The sequence below is a fragment of the Herbaspirillum sp. Her2 genome (genome assembly GCF_057961375.1).
This window is the reverse complement of record NZ_CM176331.1, coordinates 3,870,801-3,887,526: the sequence shown is the minus strand read 5'-3', so window position 1 is coordinate 3,887,526 and position 16,726 is coordinate 3,870,801. Positions and strand designations below refer to the sequence as shown.

Sequence of the window (16,726 nt, the reverse complement as noted above, 5' to 3'; positions counted from 1 at the left end):
CACTCCTTTCAGAAAAGAGAAAGCCCGGGCACCCGGCTCGGGCTTTATGTCGTTGAGATCAAGGCTCAGCTCACCAGAGCGATGGCTTGGGCCAGGGCATCATTCTTCAGATTGGCACCCGTGCCGAACCAAGCGGAATCCAGGCGGTAGTCCGTACTCCTGGCACGGCGTTCGTGGTCCACGAACTCGGTCACTGCATTGAGCAGGCCGAATGCGGTGTTTTTGGTGGAAGACAGCTCCGCACCCCGGCCATGGCCTGCATACAGCTCCCGTACTTTCTTCATGGCGCGTTCGTTGGTGAGTTTCTCCTGGGGATTGGCAAAGAGTTGAGTAATGAACGCATCCGATTCAACATGCTTCAGTTTGCGTTCAGAGAGTGTCTTCATCTGATAGACGAAATCGTCCCAAGAGGAAGACGACAGCCCCAGTTGGCGTTTGACCGCCTTGGGATCGAAGGTGGTGGAATGAGGCACTTTGACGGCGGCACTTCCGTCCTTGAGAGCAATGGCCAGAGTATTGTTGCAGACGACCCGAATGCTGGTGAACTGGGCGGTTGTCGCCAGCGTGCCGTCACACCCGGTGGCCAGGAGCAAATAGCCGTTCATGGTGTCATTGCCCTTGATGTTAGCGCTCATGTTGGTCTTGGCCAGCGCCCACACCTTACGGCCGCCTTTGAGAACCCCGGCTGTTTCCAAGGTAAAACCATGTGCCTTGGTCAGGTCACGGTAGAACTCCAGGACATCGCGAGGCTGTACGACTTGGAACCGTTGCGAGACCACCGAGAGTGCGGCGCCTGTGTCAGAACGATAGAGCACTTTCTGATCGTCGAATGCGCAGTGGCCTGCGTTCTCGCCAGGCTGGAAGTAGACAGGGGACTCCTGGATATTCCATTCCATGCCGGCCTGCTTGGCCCAAACGGAGATGGGGGATTTAGCTGAGAGCTGATTGCCGAGACCGTGCCAGGGTGTGGCGTTGGCGTAGGCCATTGTTTCAATCAGGTGTGCCATGGTGATTTCCTTTCTAGAATGAAAAAAGCCCGTCGTGAGACGGGCTGTTGAGAGGGCAATGAAGGGGATTAACTGGAGAATGTGTAGTTGCAGTCGGCGCAGCGGTATGTGCGTAGAACCTTCGGAACGACGTTGTCGGTTATTGTTGATTTTGTCTTGCAACCACTTGCACTGCCGACCAATGTATCGATGCAGGATTTCGCAAATATCACCAACGGGAACCTCCGCGGGGGCGTCGGCGAGCCGCCGGGACCAGTTCCGATTTTTCTGGCAACTGGCGGTGCAGAGCGGCTTGGTGCAGTACCTCTTGTGACGCCGAACAAGCCGCCGATCCATTTGCCGCGGTGCTGAAAGAGTAGATTCAAGGAGTGGCAGGCAGGGCAGGCGAGACTCATGCTGTTCCTTTGTCGGTCAGGAATAGGAAGGTCAGCACGGCGTTTCCCACGATACTGAGGATGAGGATAATACGGAGATTCAACATGAGTATTCCTTGGTGAGCGTTAAACGAGGAGTTGGAAGAGTTACTTTTCCAGTCTCACACAAGGAATATATATCTGAAGAATTCTAGGATGTATCGGTAAGCAATGGTGTTGGTGGAATGTCAGGAAGGGAGCTTTTCGACGAACGTGAGTGCGTCCCTGTCCGTCATCGGATGCGAAAGATAATAGCCTTGTGCAGAAGGGCACTTGAGCTGCTGCAGCACCCTAACAGAAAGCGCGGCAGCTTCTGGATGCTGTTCAGCGTGGGCGATGAACTCCTGCACAATTTATGCGGATGAGATTAATCGCCGTATATGCCCCCAGCCAAGGAAGCGCATCCGAGATCTGCCCTGCGTACGACGCGACCAGTGCACAGAGAATGCTTAACACGGTGGTGACGGGAATGGAGTTGAGCGTCGATTTGCGAACGACATCGAGCTGGTCGGCGTGGATAAGCCGTAAGAGGGAGGCATTTTGTGGTGAATAGGCCGGCTGATCAGTAGTCATAAGGCAGGGAAAGCGTGAAGCATTGTTGTGGGGGGCAGGTCGTTCGATAGATGAAAACATCGCGTCAATGCGCGTCGGACACGGCTGTTGAGGACAATGACTTTTCATCGTTCGTCGCTGACTTCGGCTGACATTTTTCTGGGCGTGAGTTGATTGACGCGGCAAGATGGCGTTTCAAGGTGATGGGGTGCACACCGAGGTGTGCAGCGACATCGGAGGGGCGCCAGTTATGGACATCAACAAATCGACGTGCCTGTGTAATCTGCGGTCCGGAGAGGCGAGGACGCCTGCCAATTCTCTTTCCTTCGGCCTTTGCGGCAGCCAGGCCGGCACGGGTGCGTTCACTAATGAGCGCCCGTTCAAACTCGGCCAGGGCGGCCATCATATGAAAAACGAGACGTCCACCCGAGGAGCTGGTATCGATGTGTTCGGTGATGGAGTGAAAAGAAATACCTCGTCGGTTCAGGCTCTCGAGAATCCGAATGAGGTGAGAAAGAGAACGTCCCAAACAATCCAGTCGCCAGACGGCGAGCGTGTCACCGGGACGTAGACGTTTGAGTAATCGCAGCAAACCTGGGCGCTCAGTCGATGCACTCGAGATCCCCAAATCTTCAAGGTGAGCAGGTTTGTCTGGATCACGGCAGTTCGCCAGCTAGGGTAAGCCGTCTGCAGAGCACTTCCCAATAGATTAAAAATCATATTTCAAACAAGACCTCGTTTCACTCCGCAACTGGAATAATCTGGCGTTGCTCGTCCTTAATTGGCTTCATTCAACAACCCCTGCTCCACCATCCCCCTACGCGCCTCTTGCCCCGCAAACATCGTCAAGAAAGCCCGCCCCGCCACAGCAGACCCCGAGCGCGCTCCAACCGCCCCGGCATACACGGTATAGCTCTGAATGGCAGCCGGTAACGGCCCCACCAAACGCGCCCCTTTGACCAGCAGGATTTCACTCTGCTGATGCAAGGCCAGCGCAGCGCTGCCATCCACCAGCTTCTCCGCCACCAGCCCCCCAGGCACAAGCACTTCCTTGGCATGCATCTGCGCAGCGATGCCCAACTGCTCAAACAATTTTTCCAGATAGATACCACTCGATCCCCCCGCCTTCGGATCAATCAGCGCAACGGAGGGCGCCTCCAGCAACGCCTTCTTGAACTGCGCGACGGTAGCGATGGCGGGCAACGGCGCACCTTGCTTCACCGCCACCGCAATGCCCACGCGCGCAATCGGTCGGCTGCTGGTGAGGTTCAGATAACCATCCTTGCCCAGCCCGTTCAACACGCCATCCGGCAGCACCGCCACGTCAAAGGCCGCTCCTGAACGTACACGTTTATCCATCACGCCGCCGGTCGCATTTTCGACCGTCACATGGATACCGCTGCGCTGCTCAAAGTCCGCAGCAACGGTCCGCACGACCGGCGCAATGGCCCCGGCAGCAAATACCTTGAGCTCCTCCGCCGACGCAGGCGAGGCGATCGAGACGGACAGGGAGGCGATAGCAAAAAACGAGACACAGAACGAACGCACGGTTTCTCCAGGATATCGATGACGGCCGATGAGACAGGCGCAAGCAGAAGGGGATGACAGCCGCGCTGATTATACGTCGCGTAGTTGTACCGTGTTGGCGCCGCGCAGCCGGCGCGAAAAGGGGGCCACGCCCTACCCGAATGTAATGAAATGTATTGGGATCGCCGGCCCAATACGTTTCATTACTTTTCTCGCCGTTGACGACATATTGCCGCGCCAACAGCCGGATATAGTCAAAGCCAAGAATGGGAATCATTCCCGTGTTGCTACGGGCTTTCCCTCATAAGGTTCTGCAAGGAAGCATCGTGAATTTCAAGCGTCTCTTTTCCGGGCTGGCGATCGTGTCGGCCCTTGTATTGTCTGCTCACGCCTCGGCGCGCATGGTGACCGATCTTGCCGGGCGCAACGTCGAAGTCCCCGATCATCCTCAGCGCGTGCTGCTGGGCGAGGGGCGCTTCGTCTTCGCCATGGCCTTGCTGGACCGGGACAATCCGGTCCAACGCATCGTCGGCTGGCAGGGCGAACTCAAGGCCCAGGACCCCTATGCCTGGTCGCAACTGCTCCAGCGCTTCCCGCAAGCCGGGCGCGTGCCGCTGATCGGCAAGACGTCAGAAGCCAGCGTCAGTCCCGAGAAGATCGTCTCCCTGCAACCGGATCTGGCCATCTTCGGGCTCACCGGTCACGGTCCCACGCCCTCCAATCCCATGCTGCGGGCACTGCATGACGCGGGCATCCCCGTTATCTTCATCGACTTCCGCGACAAGCCCATGCTGCACACCTGGCCCAGCATGCAGTTGCTGGGCCAGGTGCTGGATCGCCAGAAGGAAGCGCAGCAATACATCGACTTCTACCAGTCGCACCTGGCACGGGTGAAGCAGATCGTCGATGCGGTGCCCGCTGCGCAACGTCCCAAGGTCTTCGTGGAAATGCTGGCCGGCGTCTGGCCCGCCTGTTGCCACACCACGGGCAACGGCAGTTTCGGCGATATGGTGCAGGCCGCCGGCGGCCTCAACATCGCTGCGGCCACGGTGCCGGGAACGCTGGGTGACGTCAGCATGGAATATCTGCTGTCGCACCAGCCCGATATCTACGTCGCCACCGGCAGCCGTTCCGAACCGGGCCGCGATGGCTTGCTGATCGGGCCCGGCGCAGCGGCGACGCTCTCGGCGTCGAGCCTGTCGGTCCTGCTTGCGCGTGACGGCATTCGCGATCTGCAGGCGGTCAAATCGCATCACGCCTTCGGTATTTGGCACGCCTTCTACAATTCGCCCTACAACATCCTGGCCATCGAAGCGCTGACCAAATGGTTCTATCCGCAACGCGCCGCCGCACTCGACCCGGATGCCTCCAAGGATGAGTTGTATCGCCGCTTCCTGACGGTGGACGGCACCGGCACCTATTGGACCCAGCCCGCCAAATGACCGCTTCGCATCACCTGCCCCTGGAGAGCGCGGTGGCTTCCGGGTCGTCCGCCGTGATTGATCCGGTGCGCGCCTATCGCCGTGCCATACGCCGCCGGACGATGTTCACGCTGGTCTTGCTGGCCCTCATCGCCGCATCGCTGTTGCTGGACATTGCCACCGGGCCGGCCGGCTTGTCCCTGCACGATCTGCTGCGCACCCTGTTCCATGCCGATGCCGTGCCGCCCGCCATGCGCGTGGTGGTGTGGCAGTTCCGCCTGCCCACCGCACTGATGGCCTTGCTGGTCGGGATGTGCCTGGGGCTGGGCGGTGGCGAGATGCAGACCGTGCTGGACAATCCGCTGGCCAGCCCCTATACGCTGGGCATCTCGGCCGCTGCCGCATTTGGTGCCGCACTGGCCATCACCTTCAACTGGCAGTTCCCCTTGCTGCCAGCGGGCATGACCATTTCGGCCAGTGCGTGCGTGAGCGCACTGTTGTCGGTGCTGGTGCTGGAACGGGTGGCGCAGTGGCGCGGGGGCTCCACCATGGGTGTGATCCTCTTCGGTATCGCACTGGTCTACGCTTTCCAGGCGCTGATCATGCTGCTGCAATTCGTCGCCAGCGAGGAAGCCCTGCAAGGCATCGTGTTCTGGACCATGGGCAGCCTGGCGCGTGCGAACTGGACGACCGTCACCATTCTTGCGCTGGCCTTCGTGCTGGTGGCGCCCTTCGCCATGCGCGACGCATGGCGGCTCACCGCCGTGCGGCTCGGTGAGGACCGTGCTGCGAGTTTTGGTATCGACATGCGGCAGTTGCGGCTCATCAGCCTGCTGCGCATCAGCGTGCTGGCGGCCTTGTCCGTCTCCTTCGTCGGGACCATCGGATTCGTCGGCCTGGTGGCGCCACATATTGCCCGCTTGCTGCTGGGCGAGGACCATCGCTATTACCTGCCGGGCAGCGCCATGGCCGGGGCACTGATCATCTCGCTGGCTTCCGTGGCCTCCAAGTCCATCCTGCCGGGCGTGCTGATCCCGGTGGGCATCGTGACGTCGCTGGTCGGTATCCCGCTCTTCCTGGCCATCGTCGTGCGCCGCTTGCGGCAAGACTGATTTCTCCACCCTCACGGTTATTTCATCATGAACAAAGCGTTCTTCTCCCTGGCCATGCTGCTTGGTATGGCCGCTGCCTTGCCCGCGCATGCGGCTTCCACCGATGCCTGTGCGGTCGCCATCCAAGGCCAGCCCGGCAAGAAGTTCTCGCTGCAGCGGATCGATGTGCCGGCCACCTGCGAGCGCTTCACCGTGCATCTGGTTCACACGGGCAAGAAGCCCAAGGAACTGGCCGGTCACAACTGGGTCCTGGTGCGCACTGCGCAGATCGATGGCGTTATCCGCGATGGCCTGCAAGCAGGACCTGCCGCCGACTACCTGCCCCAGCATGACAGCCGCATCATCGCCGCCACGCCGATGCTGGGCGGTGGCGAGCGCGCCAGCGTGAGTTTCCCGACGGCGCGTCTGCAGGCCGGCACGGACTATACCTTCTTCTGTTCCTACCCCAGCCATGCCATGCACATGCGCGGCACGCTGGTACTGCGTCCGCAAGCACAGCCGTGAACGCCAATTCGCTCCACGTCGGCGGCCTTGAAGTCGCCTATGGTCCGCGCAAAGTGATCGATGGGTTGGACCTGCCCACCTTGACGGCGGGCTCGGTCACGGCGCTGCTGGGGCCGAACGGCAGCGGCAAGTCCACGCTGCTGCGCTCCCTCGGTGGGCTCACCAGCATGCAGGCCGGCAGCATCCGCCTGGGTGAACTGGAGCTGGCGCACGCTGGCGTTGCGGCGCGCGCACAGCACGTGGTGTACATGCCGCAGACCTTGCCGCGGCCGATTCATTTGTCGGTCTTCGAATCGGTGCTGGTGGCAGCGCAGGCCCAGCAGCGCAGCCGGCCCGACGTGCGCGAGCTCGAACGCGTGCAGGCCCTGTTGCAGCACCTCGGTATCGGCCACCTGGCCCAGCATCATCTGGACGAATTGTCCGGGGGGCAGCGTCAGCTTGCAGCACTGGCGCAGGCGCTGGTGCGCCGTCCGCGCGTGCTGTTGCTGGATGAGCCGCTGTCGGCACTGGACCTGAACTATCAGCATCTGGTCATGGAACTGCTGCGGCGGGAAACGCGCCATCATGGCCTGGTCACGGTGGTGGTGTTGCACGATCTCAATACCGCCTTCCGCCACGTTGACCGGGTGTTGCTGTTGAAGCGTGGCCGCTTGCTGGGCGCAGGCTCCGCACGCGAGGTGCTCACGCCGGCAGCACTGGCCCAGGCCTATGGCGTGCAAGCCCGGGTCGAGCCCTGTTCACGAGGCTACGGCCAGGTGCAAATCGATGGCCTGCTCAGCGTGGAATGACGATGGTGACGCGCAGCCCGCCGCTGGCGCGATTGGATAAGCGGATCTCGCCACGATGCGCCTGCACCACCGTGGCGGCAATCGACAAGCCCAGGCCGAAGCCGCCCGTGCTGGCATTGCGCGAGTCTTCCAGGCGATAGAAGGGTTCGAGCACGCGCTGTTGCAGTTCTTCGGCGATGCCGGGGCCGTCGTCGTCGACCGTGATGGTGACCTGCGTGGCACTGTCGTGGAGCTGGATGCGCGCCCGCTCACCGTAGCGCAGCGCGTTCTCCACCACGTTCTGCAGGCAGCGCCGCAGGCTGCGCGGATAGCCTTCCAGCGCCTGCGCATGGCCGCTGACGGCCACGTCGCCCCCTACCTCGGCCTGGTCGCTGCGCAGGCTTTCCAGCAGGCTGTTGAGATCAATACGCTGGCGATTCTCCTGCACGTCGATGTCCTGCACGACGTTCAAGGTGGCAGAGATCATGGCGTCCATTTCGTCGAGGTCCTTGCGGAATTTTTCCTTGCGATCTTCATCGGCCAGCATTTCGGTGCGCAGTTTCATCCGTGTGATCGGTGAGCGCAGATCATGCGAGACCGATGCCAGGAAGCGCGTTCTCTCGGCGATGTTGTCGATGATGCGCCGTTGCATGGCATTGAACGCCTGCGCTGCCGTGCGCACTTCCAGGGGGCCATCGGTGGCCAGCGGCGCACTGTGGATGTCTCTTCCCAGCTTTTCGGCCGCATGCGCCATGGCCTGCAATGGCTTCATGGCCAGCCGGACCGCCATCCACGCCACCAGGGCCACCGCGAAAATGCGCAGCGCATAAATGCGGACGATGTAATCCAGCGTTGCGCTGTGCGGCACCGTGCTCATGCCAGCCTGGCCCTCCTGGATGTCGGCCTGCAGCCAGCTGCCATCCTTGAGTGCCACCTGTACCACGAAGCGGCCATGCGGAAATTCATCGGTCAACAGCGTTTTCCAGGCGCCCTCGCGCGTGCCGAGTCGGTCGTCCAGCTCTGCTTGCAAAATGTGCCATGGGCGCGTCCCGGCATGCTGTTGCAACACCTCCGAAAAAAGCGCTATTACGCTCTGCTCGGCATGGCCCGCCGGCGATGTGGCAGACGCATGATCCGGGCTGTTTTGCATCAAGGCTAGATTGAACTGGCTGTGCGACAAGGACCGCACCAGATCCGCGCGTTGCGCCGGACTGGCCTGGTCGAGGATGTTCACCACGTCAGCCAGGTGGGTGGCTGCCAGCCGAGTCGGCATTTCCATGGCGGTGCCGTAGCGCATGTCGTACCAGATGGTGCCGGTGAGCATCTGCGCCACCAGCATGCCTGCCACGAGGATCAGCGCCAGCCGGCCGGAGAGCGACTGCGGCCACCATCGCAAGCGCAAGGGCAGCGCCTTCATGCGTCGTAGACGACATCGGCCATCAGCATGTAACCGGTATTGCGGACGGTGCGAATCAATGCAGGGGCACGCGGATTGTCCGCCAGTTGCTGACGCAAGCGGCTGATGCAGACGTCGATGGTACGGTCGAAGGGCGTGGCCTCCCTGCCGTAGACGAGGTTGAGCAGATAGTCGCGCGAGAGCGCGCGCTTGGGATGATCCAGCAGGGTACGCAACACCTGATAGTCGGTACTGCCCAGCGTAATGGTCACGCCCTGTGGCGAGATGGCCTGGCGTGCCTGCGTATCCAGTTTCCAGCCGGCGAAACTGATATAGGCGATGCGGTCGGCCTCCTGCTTCTCGGGGAAGCTGCGGGCGCGCCGCAGGATGACCTTGATCCGCGTGAGCAGCTCGCGCGGATCGAAGGGTTTGGGCAGGTAATCGTCGGCGCCCATTTCCAGTCCGACGATACGGTCGATCAGCGTGCCGCGGGCGGTCAGCATGATCAGCGGCGTGTTGCGTTTCTTGCGCAGTTCGCGGCACAGCTCCAGTCCATCTTCGCCGGGCATCATGAGGTCGAGGATGATGATGTCGATCTGTTCCTGGCCGAGGATGTGCCACATCTGCTCGCCGCCCGTGGCGGTGTAGGGGCGGTAGCCGGCCGATTGCAGGTAGTCGGCCAGCAGCTGGCGGATTTCCGGATCGTCGTCGACGATCAGCACGTGATCTGGTTTGCTCATGAGCGCGAGGTCTTGCGGGCCGTCGTTCTGTTTTTCCAGCTTGGTGGAAAGGCAGAAGATCTTGATGGCGGCGGCGTGTTGCCCAAGACAAGATTCGTTCAAAAATGAGAATCATTATAGCTTGAGCCACAAGACAGGCCGCCGCGGCCTATGCGCTCCAGTGCATGAGGCACCGTCTCAGGTCAAAGGCGTGTGCCCGGCCGCAACCCCGCAGAGGCATTCCAATCCCCAAACGCCCGCGACTTGACGCCGGCTTCGATCAGGCACTTCTTCACCAGCTTCAACACCACCAGCGCCAGCCCGAACATCACCATCAGCGATCCCGTCTGCACCAGGGCTTCGCCCCACATCGGCAGGCCGGGTGTGCGCAAGGGCAAGCGTACCTGTCCGGCCTGCGCTGACCAGAACAAGGTCCATCCCAGCCATCCCATCATCGGCATGAACGGCAACATCGCCCGCCATCGCAACAGCACTGGTCCGCAGAACAGCAGCCAGTACATGAACACCAGCAGCGGCAAGAGTACGTGACGCAGCGTGCTTACCAGCGCCGGCAGCAGCGCTACGCGCTGTCCTGCGGCTAGTCCCGCATCTGCCATGCCGGCCAGGACGATGCACACGAGCAAGACGGCCAGCGTTGCCGAGGTGCCAGCCGGTGCGAACAAGCCGCGTTGCTTGCGCCACAGCAGTTGCGCGAAACAGCCGCCGCACAGCAGACCAGTGAGCACGCTCGTGATGACGGCCGGCAATGGCAGCGCGCGATGCAGCAGCGCCGCCGCCACCAGCGTGATACCGGCCACGGCAATGCCGATCTCCATGGCCCATCGGACGCGCCGATGCAATGGCAATACGTGGATGTGATCGTTCACGGTCGCTGCCCTGGCGCGGACCGGGGAAGCTGCACGTGTGCGCGAGAGGACGCGCGCAAGAGGAGGAGCAAGCGAAGAGGCAAGCGGCATGGCGACACTCCTCGGGGCCACGTCGTGGCAGTGAGTGCAGGGAGATCAATCGTGAGAGGCAGCATTAAGCAAATTTTAATGCTCGTTTCATCAAATGAAATCAGTCCGTTTGGACTGGAAAGCCGATCCCAAGATATCCATTGCCTGCACGCATCCTGAGCATCTCACTGCACCCAGTCCATTTGGACTGGTTCATTTCTGCAGATCGTCCCTTATAATTTTTTGCCCCTTTTTCAGGAGTGGGCGCACCGGGCTCCGCCCACATTTCACTGGCCGGCATGGGGTATGCCGGTCCTTGCTTCGTCTCCTGTGGAACGCTCATCGTCTATGTTGTTGCTTACCGGAAGTACCGGATTCATCGGGGGAGCGCTGGCCGCTCGTCTCATCAAGACGCCTCGCTGGGAGCGCACGCTGTTGCTGGTCCGATCGGCCAACCGCGAAGAAGGATGCGCACGTCTTGCCGCCAACCTGCGCCTGCATGGCGTGAGCGAACAAGCCCTGCTGCGCCTGTCGTCCGGGCAGATCATCTGCGGCGACCTCACCGGTGTGGAGCGCTGGATCGATGATCCACGCCTGCTGCAGGTTACCGATGTGGTGAACTCGGCGGCACTGGCTTCCTTCGGTAGCCATCGTTCCATCTTCCCCACCAATGTCGATGGCGTGCTCAGCATGGCTCATGGCCTCAGCCGCGGCCGCAAGCTGCGGCGTTTCATACAGATCGGCACAGGGATGTCCTGCGGACGCAATGCGCCGCGTCCGGTCTCGGAAGATTACGCACCCGGTGACGACGTGGAGCACTACCTCGACTACACCGCCAGCAAGTACCAGGCCGAACAGCGCCTGCGCAACGAATTGCCGGACCTGCCGCTGGTGATCGCGCGGCCCTCCATCGTGGTCGGTCATACCGAACTGGGTTGTGCCGCCTCGGGCAGCATCTACTGGGTATTCCGGCTGGCGCGCGCCTTGCAGGCTTTCCCGTGTGAGCTGGACCAGAAGATCGACGTGATCCCGGTGGACTATTGCGCCGAGGCCCTGCACCTGCTGCTGGAAAAAGCCACCCTCAAATACTCGGCCTACAACATCTCTTCCGGACCCACGCACGCCTGCACCTTCGGCCAGATCGACGAAGCCATCAGTTTGGGAACGGGCGGCAAGAAAATGTCACGCTACCGCCAGACCCATTACGAAAGCTTCCTGCAGATGCAGGACCGCTTCAAGGATCTGATCGGTCCCTGCAACCGGCGCATCGTGCTCAAGGCGATTCGTTCGTATGGGTATTTCGCAGCCGAGGAAGTGCTCTTCGACAATGCGCGCCTGATGGAAGAAGGCATGCGGCCGCCGCAGCCGCTGACGCATTACGTGACCCTGTGCGAGCGTACCAGCAAGGATATTCTGATCGCCCAGCAGATGAAGTACGACTACAAGACCTGAGCAAGACCCGACCCGACCCGAGACCCGACCCATCCGCCCAGGCCATTGCCTCATGCGGTCTCGTCGGGTGCATCGAGCAGGATCTCGATGCGCTCCTTGCCCCGCCCGGTGTTCTTGCGCTTGAGCCGGATCGTTCCGACTTCGGCGGTGGTGCGCGGATGAGTACCGCCGCAGGCCATGCGGGCAAATCCTTCCACTTCCCAATAACGGCGTCCGGCCGCTTCATCGCTGAAGGCGGTGACGATGGGCAGCCCGGCCGCCACCAGTTGCTGTGCGGCGGCCTCGATGGCCGGGAACAGCGGGGCCAGGCTGATCTGGCTGGCGAAGTCCACGCGCGCCTTGTCCACCGCGATATGCGCGCCGATACGTTCGATGCCGGGGCACATCTGATAGACCAGCTGCAAGACCATCTCGGCAGCGAAGTGCAGGCGCATCAATCGGTAGCGCCGCGCCCAGTCGATCTGCAGCGTGACAGCATCGCCGGCCTTGAGGCCATGGCCGGGTGGCAGCGTATAGAGGATGGCCTGCTCGCGCTTCTCGGCCAGCAGCACGGGGTGTCCGCCCAGCGTGCCGGCGTCGCTTTCCTGACCACCGGAGAAGGCAAAGAAGATGGTCTGCGCCACCTGCACCTGATCGCCCTCGACGGCGGTGATGGTGGTGTCAAGCTCGGTCTGGTAGGGGGCAGACCAGAAAATTTTTTGCGTCATGGTATTGCCTGGCGGAATCAGTGGCGCTGCAATTCGATATGCGCCATATGGGGTGAGCGCAGATTCTACGATGAAAGCGGACTTGTCCGACGCTTCGCCGCTTCACGCCGGGGCCGTGTCGAGCAGGCGTTCGATGGCCGCAATATCGACCTCATCGCGCTGCGCCGGCCGCAGCAATTCATCGGCATAGCTGCGCCACAGCCCACTCTGCAGGAAGTAGCGGAACAACTGCGCATCCAGATGCTGCTCGCGGCACATCCTGGCCATGATGCGCAGGGACTCCGACAAAGTTTTGGCGGGCTTGTAGGGACGGTCAGCCGCCGTGAGCGCTTCGAACACGTCAGCCAAGGCCATCACCCTATCTTGCAGCGGCAACTCGCTTGCGATCAGGCGACGCGGGTAGCCGCTGCCATCCATTTTCTCGTGATGATTGGCGGCCGTGTCGGGCACGCTCTTGAGTAAGTCCGGCCAGGGCAGGCGCTTCAACATCACCAGGGTTTGCACGATGTGGTTGTTGATGGCGAAGCGGTCTTCCTCGGTCAGCGTGCCGCGCCGCACGGTCAGGTTGTGCAGCTCGCCCATGTTCTGCCGGTACTGCGGCAGTGTCATGTCGAAGCCCAGGGTGTTGCGCGGGTCGCCGCGTTCGACCGGAGGGCGGTGCTCGTCCTCCCAGGCCACCTTGTGCTCGGGCCGGTCGGCCAGCAATTGTTCGGTGCAGGGCAACGTCTGTTCAGGCAAGCCGGCGCGGGTGGCCAGCAGGCGGCGGCTTTCTTCGTCGGCCAGGCCCAGGGTGTCATCGAAATGGCGCTGCCAGGTCTGCGTGGCAATCTGCTGCAGGCGGACGATGGCCTCGTCGGACATGGTCTCGCCGCCGACGTTGCATTGTGCGACGAAGGCAAAGTCTTCACGCAGCCGCTGACGCCGTTCCTCCAGCCGTGCGCGCAAGGCCTCGGCCTGATCCGCAGGCAGCGCGGCGGGCAGTGCGCGCAGCAATTCCAGCTCGGCATCGCGCCACAGCACTTCAAAGCGCATGCGCACTTCGTGGATGCGGTTGTGGATCACTTCCAGCTTGGTGGCCTTGTCGACGATGTGCTCGGGGCTGGTGACCTTGCCGCAGTCATGCAGCAGCGCTGCCAGCTGGAATGCGTAGCGCTGGTCTTCGTTCAGGGTGAAGTCCGCGTAAGGTCCTTCACGCTCCTGCACCAGGCTTTCCACCAGCATGATGGCCAGGTGCGGCACGCGCTCGCAATGGCCGCCGGTGTAGGGACTCTTGGCGTCGATGGCGTCGGCCATCAGGCGGATCAGGGATTCCAGCAGTGCCTTCTGCGCGGCGATCAGCTGGCGTGTTTCGATGGCCACGGCCAACATCCCCGAGAGCCGCCGCGCGAAGGCCAGGAAGCGCGGATCTTCGTGTGCACTGTCATGCGCATGCATCAGTACCAGCACCCCCTCCAGCGAGCCGTTGCGGCCGCGCAGATCCAGTTCCACGCGCAGCCGCCCATCCCCGGTCTCATGGGCCTGGTCGCTGGCGGCACCCTGTTCGTCATAGGCCATGTTCTCGGCCAGGCCGCATTGCTGGCCGTAGGCTGCCGCGCGCTGCATCTGCCGCTGCTCGCGTTGCCACAGGTAGACCGCGCCACCATCGCAGCGCGTGGCCTGTACGAATTTTTCCAGGACCTGCTGCAGCATCTCCTCGACGTGGGTCTCGGTGCTGAGGATGGCGCTGATGTCGAGGAAGGCCTCCACCGTCAGGCTGACGTGATCCACCATGTCGGTGAGCATGTTGACTTCGCGCAAGGTGCTGCGATCGCGGTTCTGGGTACGGAAGTCGAAGCGCGACATGCGTCCGGCCTGCTGCGCCAGCCGCTCCATGCTGCGGCCGATGGCGCGTCCAGCCCACCAGCCCAGCGGCAGGAAGGCCAGTACCAACAGCAAGGCCACCAGCACCATGTTCTTGCGGTTGCGGTCCAGCTGGCCCAGCAGTTCGTCGCCGGGCGCGGCGATGAGCAGCTTGAGGGCATGGCCGTCGATCACGTTGAAAGGCAGCGACAGGCCCAGCCATTCACGGCCTTCCACGCTGTAGAGGGCGCTGGATTCGCCCGCCCTTGCGCGCTCGGACAACTGCGTCAGGCTCGGCACGTCCAGTTCCGCGAGTCCCCGGAAACGAAAACTCTCGCCCTCCTGTTCCAGCACGCGCGCCATGTCGCTGTAAGCGATCACCTTCTGGTGCTCGTCCACCAGCGCCAGTTCGCTATGCGGGGTCAGGCGCAGGTTGCCCAGGCTGGTCGCCAGATCGTCCAGGGTCATGTCGATGGCCACCACGGCATCGCTGTAGCGGGCGCGCTGCGAGAGGCTGATGCCGATCTGGCGCGTGGTAAAGAACACGTACGGCGCCGAGATGGCCGGTATCAGCGAGCGGTCTGCGGCGGCGTACCAGGGCCGCGTACGCGGGTCGAAGCGATAGGCCGGTTCGTCGCGCAGGGATAGCAGTTTCAGTTCGGCGTCATAGAAGCGGTATTGGCCGTGCTGTGCACCGGCGGCATCGCGCACGATGCTTTGCACCAGGAAGGCTGCGTCGGGCGGGGCTGAAAAGAAGGCGCGCTGTTCGGCTCCACGCAGCGAGCGCACCAGCAGGAAATCGCCATTGGGGTAGCCCACGTAGACCGCCGACACCAGCGGATTGGCCACCAGGTCGATGGAGAAGGCGGCGATGCGCGTGAGGCGGTCATCGAGACGGCTGGCTTGCGTGATGGGATCGAAGGCCAGCTGGCGCAGCGTGGCCACGGCGGGATCGATGATGCGGCGTGAGCGCTCGGTCATGATGCGGCCGGCGTCTTCGGCCGAGCGTTCGGCCATGTCCAGCAACACCTGGCGCGCGCCCCACCAGCCCACCGACACCAGTACCGCCGCCAGCAGGATCATGCCCGCCATCACCAGTCCGGAAATGCCGAAGCGCACCGGCAGGCCCGGCACGGTGGCGTCATCATCAGAGGGGGCAAACAAAGGGCGTTCGGGAGGGGGCATTGAGCACACAGTGGCTGGGTGACATGCAACGGAACCCGCGATGCCATCGGCGCCGCCGCACCACCGGCGCACAACGGGACACGGCCTTTTTTTGTTCGAGCCAATATACCGGAATTACGTTGGCGCAGCAAAAAGCAGTCAAGGGGTGTTTCATGCCGCTGACTGCTGCTGTGCAGGCGGGCCTGTGGCGCAGTACAGGCACGGCTTGTGCGGCGGTTGCTCACGCGTCGGCGACGGAAAAACCACACATTTGCCAACAGATGCAAGCATGTTGCTGCTTGTGGTGTACAATACGACTTGTACTTGCATCAAGTTGTATTCTTGTTGGTTCCAATTCCGCCTGACTGTCGTTCCCTCCTCGGTCGTTCTGTTTTCTTTCCTTCGGTTTCAGTTCTTGGTTTCAAGTGCCTTCGAGGCATGTGCCTTCATTCGTCCAAACTTTCCAGAGGAAACAAACATGAGCAGTCAAACCGGCGTAGTCAAGTGGTTCAACGATGCCAAGGGCTTCGGCTTCATCACTCCTGATGCCGGCGGTGCCGACGTCTTCGCGCACTTCCAGGACATCCAGTCCAACGGCTTCCGCAGCCTGTCGGAAAACCAGCGCGTGTCCTTCGACCGCGGTGTCGGCCCCAAGGGTGAAAAGGCCACCAACATCAAGGTCATCTAAGACCGCGATCTTCGCGCAAGCGAACCCGAACATCCTCGCTGACCGCGCCTGAACGCTCCCGGAATTCCATACGCTCCAGGGGCCGGGCCGGCAGACCCGCAGTCTCTTCTTGTCGGCGCGATTTTTTCGCAGACTCTCACCTGGCAGATAGCCGGGGAGGGCCGGTTCCGCAGGAGGGGAGTGCGCAGGGCGCAGCCCTGCCAGAGAACCACTTGTGGCCGTGCAGATAGCGCGGGCGGGTGGACTACGAAGGCAGTGGCGCGCGCCGATCACGGCAAGCGCCGTGGAGCAAATAGTTAATTAATCGCTCGTAGCAGCGTGACACCGGACCGCACCAACGGCGGCCCCCGGACCACAACTCGAACACCTGGATTGCGACCGCACCGGCCATATAGGCCGGGCAGGACAACTCCGCAGCACCTGGCAGATCGCCAGGGTCATGGGGTAATCCAGCGTTAATCAATGAACGGCCCACCTGGTTCCAGGTGGGCTTTTTGCGTTC

14 protein-coding genes are annotated in these 16,726 nt (G+C 62.0%); 6 read left to right on the top strand and 8 right to left on the bottom strand.

Annotated features, from left to right (window positions below; all coding sequences use genetic code 11):
* Nucleotides 1-65: 65 nt before the first annotated feature.
* From ACWHXP_RS17665 to ACWHXP_RS17655, 3 genes are all read right to left on the bottom strand, one after another.
* The gene (locus tag ACWHXP_RS17665; protein WP_489635415.1) at nucleotides 66-1,007 is read right to left on the bottom strand and encodes a DUF932 domain-containing protein; all 942 of its coding nucleotides are present in this window, start codon (nucleotides 1,005-1,007) and stop codon (nucleotides 66-68) included.
* A gap of 1,050 nt (nucleotides 1,008-2,057) precedes the next feature.
* On the bottom strand, nucleotides 2,058-2,600 hold the full coding sequence (locus tag ACWHXP_RS17660) for a recombinase family protein (protein ID WP_489635416.1): 543 nt from the start codon (nucleotides 2,598-2,600) through the stop codon (nucleotides 2,058-2,060).
* A gap of 149 nt (nucleotides 2,601-2,749) precedes the next feature.
* On the bottom strand, nucleotides 2,750-3,520 hold the full coding sequence (locus tag ACWHXP_RS17655; protein ID WP_489635417.1) for a molybdate ABC transporter substrate-binding protein: 771 nt from the start codon (nucleotides 3,518-3,520) through the stop codon (nucleotides 2,750-2,752).
* Between the two features lie 305 nt (nucleotides 3,521-3,825).
* On the opposite strand from ACWHXP_RS17655, the gene ACWHXP_RS17650 reads away from it, so the two are divergent.
* From ACWHXP_RS17650 to ACWHXP_RS17635, 4 genes are read left to right on the top strand one after another with little or no spacing between them, the layout of a single operon-like run.
* Nucleotides 3,826-4,941: an ABC transporter substrate-binding protein gene (locus ACWHXP_RS17650; protein ID WP_489635418.1), complete on the top strand. Its 1,116-nt coding sequence runs from the start codon at nucleotides 3,826-3,828 to the stop codon at nucleotides 4,939-4,941.
* Nucleotides 4,938-6,032 (top strand): FecCD family ABC transporter permease, encoded by a 1,095-nt coding sequence (locus ACWHXP_RS17645; RefSeq protein WP_489635419.1) that lies wholly within the window; start codon nucleotides 4,938-4,940, stop codon nucleotides 6,030-6,032. The genes ACWHXP_RS17650 and ACWHXP_RS17645 overlap by 4 nt, the downstream gene beginning before the upstream one ends.
* Nucleotides 6,033-6,059: 27 nt before the next feature.
* The gene (gene azu / locus ACWHXP_RS17640; protein WP_489635420.1) at nucleotides 6,060-6,536 is read left to right on the top strand and encodes an azurin; all 477 of its coding nucleotides are present in this window, start codon (nucleotides 6,060-6,062) and stop codon (nucleotides 6,534-6,536) included.
* A complete protein-coding gene (locus ACWHXP_RS17635; protein WP_489635421.1) occupies nucleotides 6,533-7,324 on the top strand; it encodes an ABC transporter ATP-binding protein in 792 nt (263 codons plus the stop codon). The genes azu and ACWHXP_RS17635 overlap by 4 nt, the downstream gene beginning before the upstream one ends.
* Here ACWHXP_RS17635 and ACWHXP_RS17630 read toward each other — a convergent pair.
* The 3 genes from ACWHXP_RS17630 to ACWHXP_RS17620 all read right to left on the bottom strand — a co-directional run bounded on the left by ACWHXP_RS17630 (nucleotide 7,311) and on the right by ACWHXP_RS17620 (nucleotide 10,305).
* Entirely contained in the window at nucleotides 7,311-8,705 is a 1,395-nt protein-coding gene (locus tag ACWHXP_RS17630) for an ATP-binding protein (protein ID WP_489635422.1), read from the bottom strand. The genes ACWHXP_RS17635 and ACWHXP_RS17630 overlap by 14 nt on opposite strands.
* A gap of 11 nt (nucleotides 8,706-8,716) precedes the next feature.
* Nucleotides 8,717-9,439 (bottom strand): response regulator, encoded by a 723-nt coding sequence (locus tag ACWHXP_RS17625; protein WP_489635423.1) that lies wholly within the window; start codon nucleotides 9,437-9,439, stop codon nucleotides 8,717-8,719.
* A 182-nt stretch (nucleotides 9,440-9,621) separates the two neighbouring features.
* Nucleotides 9,622-10,305, bottom strand: a complete 684-nt coding sequence (locus tag ACWHXP_RS17620; RefSeq protein WP_489635424.1) for a hypothetical protein — start codon at nucleotides 10,303-10,305, stop codon at nucleotides 9,622-9,624.
* 417 nt (nucleotides 10,306-10,722) lie between these two features.
* On the opposite strand from ACWHXP_RS17620, the gene ACWHXP_RS17615 reads away from it, so the two are divergent.
* Nucleotides 10,723-11,826, top strand: coding sequence for an SDR family oxidoreductase (locus tag ACWHXP_RS17615; RefSeq protein WP_489635425.1), 1,104 nt, complete (start codon nucleotides 10,723-10,725; stop codon nucleotides 11,824-11,826).
* Between the two features lie 50 nt (nucleotides 11,827-11,876).
* Here ACWHXP_RS17615 and ACWHXP_RS17610 read toward each other — a convergent pair whose 3' ends face one another.
* Entirely contained in the window at nucleotides 11,877-12,533 is a 657-nt protein-coding gene (locus ACWHXP_RS17610; RefSeq protein ID WP_489635426.1) for an alanyl-tRNA editing protein, read from the bottom strand.
* A 102-nt stretch (nucleotides 12,534-12,635) separates the two neighbouring features.
* Complete coding sequence (locus ACWHXP_RS17605; RefSeq protein WP_489635427.1) at nucleotides 12,636-15,557, bottom strand: HD domain-containing phosphohydrolase; 2,922 nt, start codon at nucleotides 15,555-15,557, stop codon at nucleotides 12,636-12,638.
* 457 nt (nucleotides 15,558-16,014) lie between these two features.
* On the opposite strand from ACWHXP_RS17605, the gene ACWHXP_RS17600 reads away from it, so the two are divergent.
* Nucleotides 16,015-16,224, top strand: a complete 210-nt coding sequence (locus ACWHXP_RS17600) for a cold-shock protein (protein WP_088756495.1) — start codon at nucleotides 16,015-16,017, stop codon at nucleotides 16,222-16,224.
* The last annotated feature ends 502 nt before the right edge of the window (nucleotides 16,225-16,726 follow it).

Bases quoted from the DNA above. Each gene is read 5' to 3' on its own strand.
- ACWHXP_RS17665 (WP_489635415.1), bottom strand. From the start codon at position 1,007: ATGGCACACCTGATTGAAACAATGGCCTACGCCAACGCCACACCCTGG.
- ACWHXP_RS17645 (WP_489635419.1), top strand. From the start codon at position 4,938: ATGACCGCTTCGCATCACCTGCCCCTGGAGAGCGCGGTGGCTTCCGGG.
- azu (WP_489635420.1), top strand. From the start codon at position 6,060: ATGAACAAAGCGTTCTTCTCCCTGGCCATGCTGCTTGGTATGGCCGCT.
- ACWHXP_RS17625 (WP_489635423.1), bottom strand. From the start codon at position 9,439: ATGAGCAAACCAGATCACGTGCTGATCGTCGACGACGATCCGGAAATC.
- ACWHXP_RS17615 (WP_489635425.1), top strand. From the start codon at position 10,723: ATGTTGTTGCTTACCGGAAGTACCGGATTCATCGGGGGAGCGCTGGCC.
- ACWHXP_RS17610 (WP_489635426.1), bottom strand. From the start codon at position 12,533: ATGACGCAAAAAATTTTCTGGTCTGCCCCCTACCAGACCGAGCTTGAC.
- ACWHXP_RS17605 (WP_489635427.1), bottom strand. From the start codon at position 15,557: ATGCCCCCTCCCGAACGCCCTTTGTTTGCCCCCTCTGATGATGACGCC.
- ACWHXP_RS17600 (WP_088756495.1), top strand. From the start codon at position 16,015: ATGAGCAGTCAAACCGGCGTAGTCAAGTGGTTCAACGATGCCAAGGGC.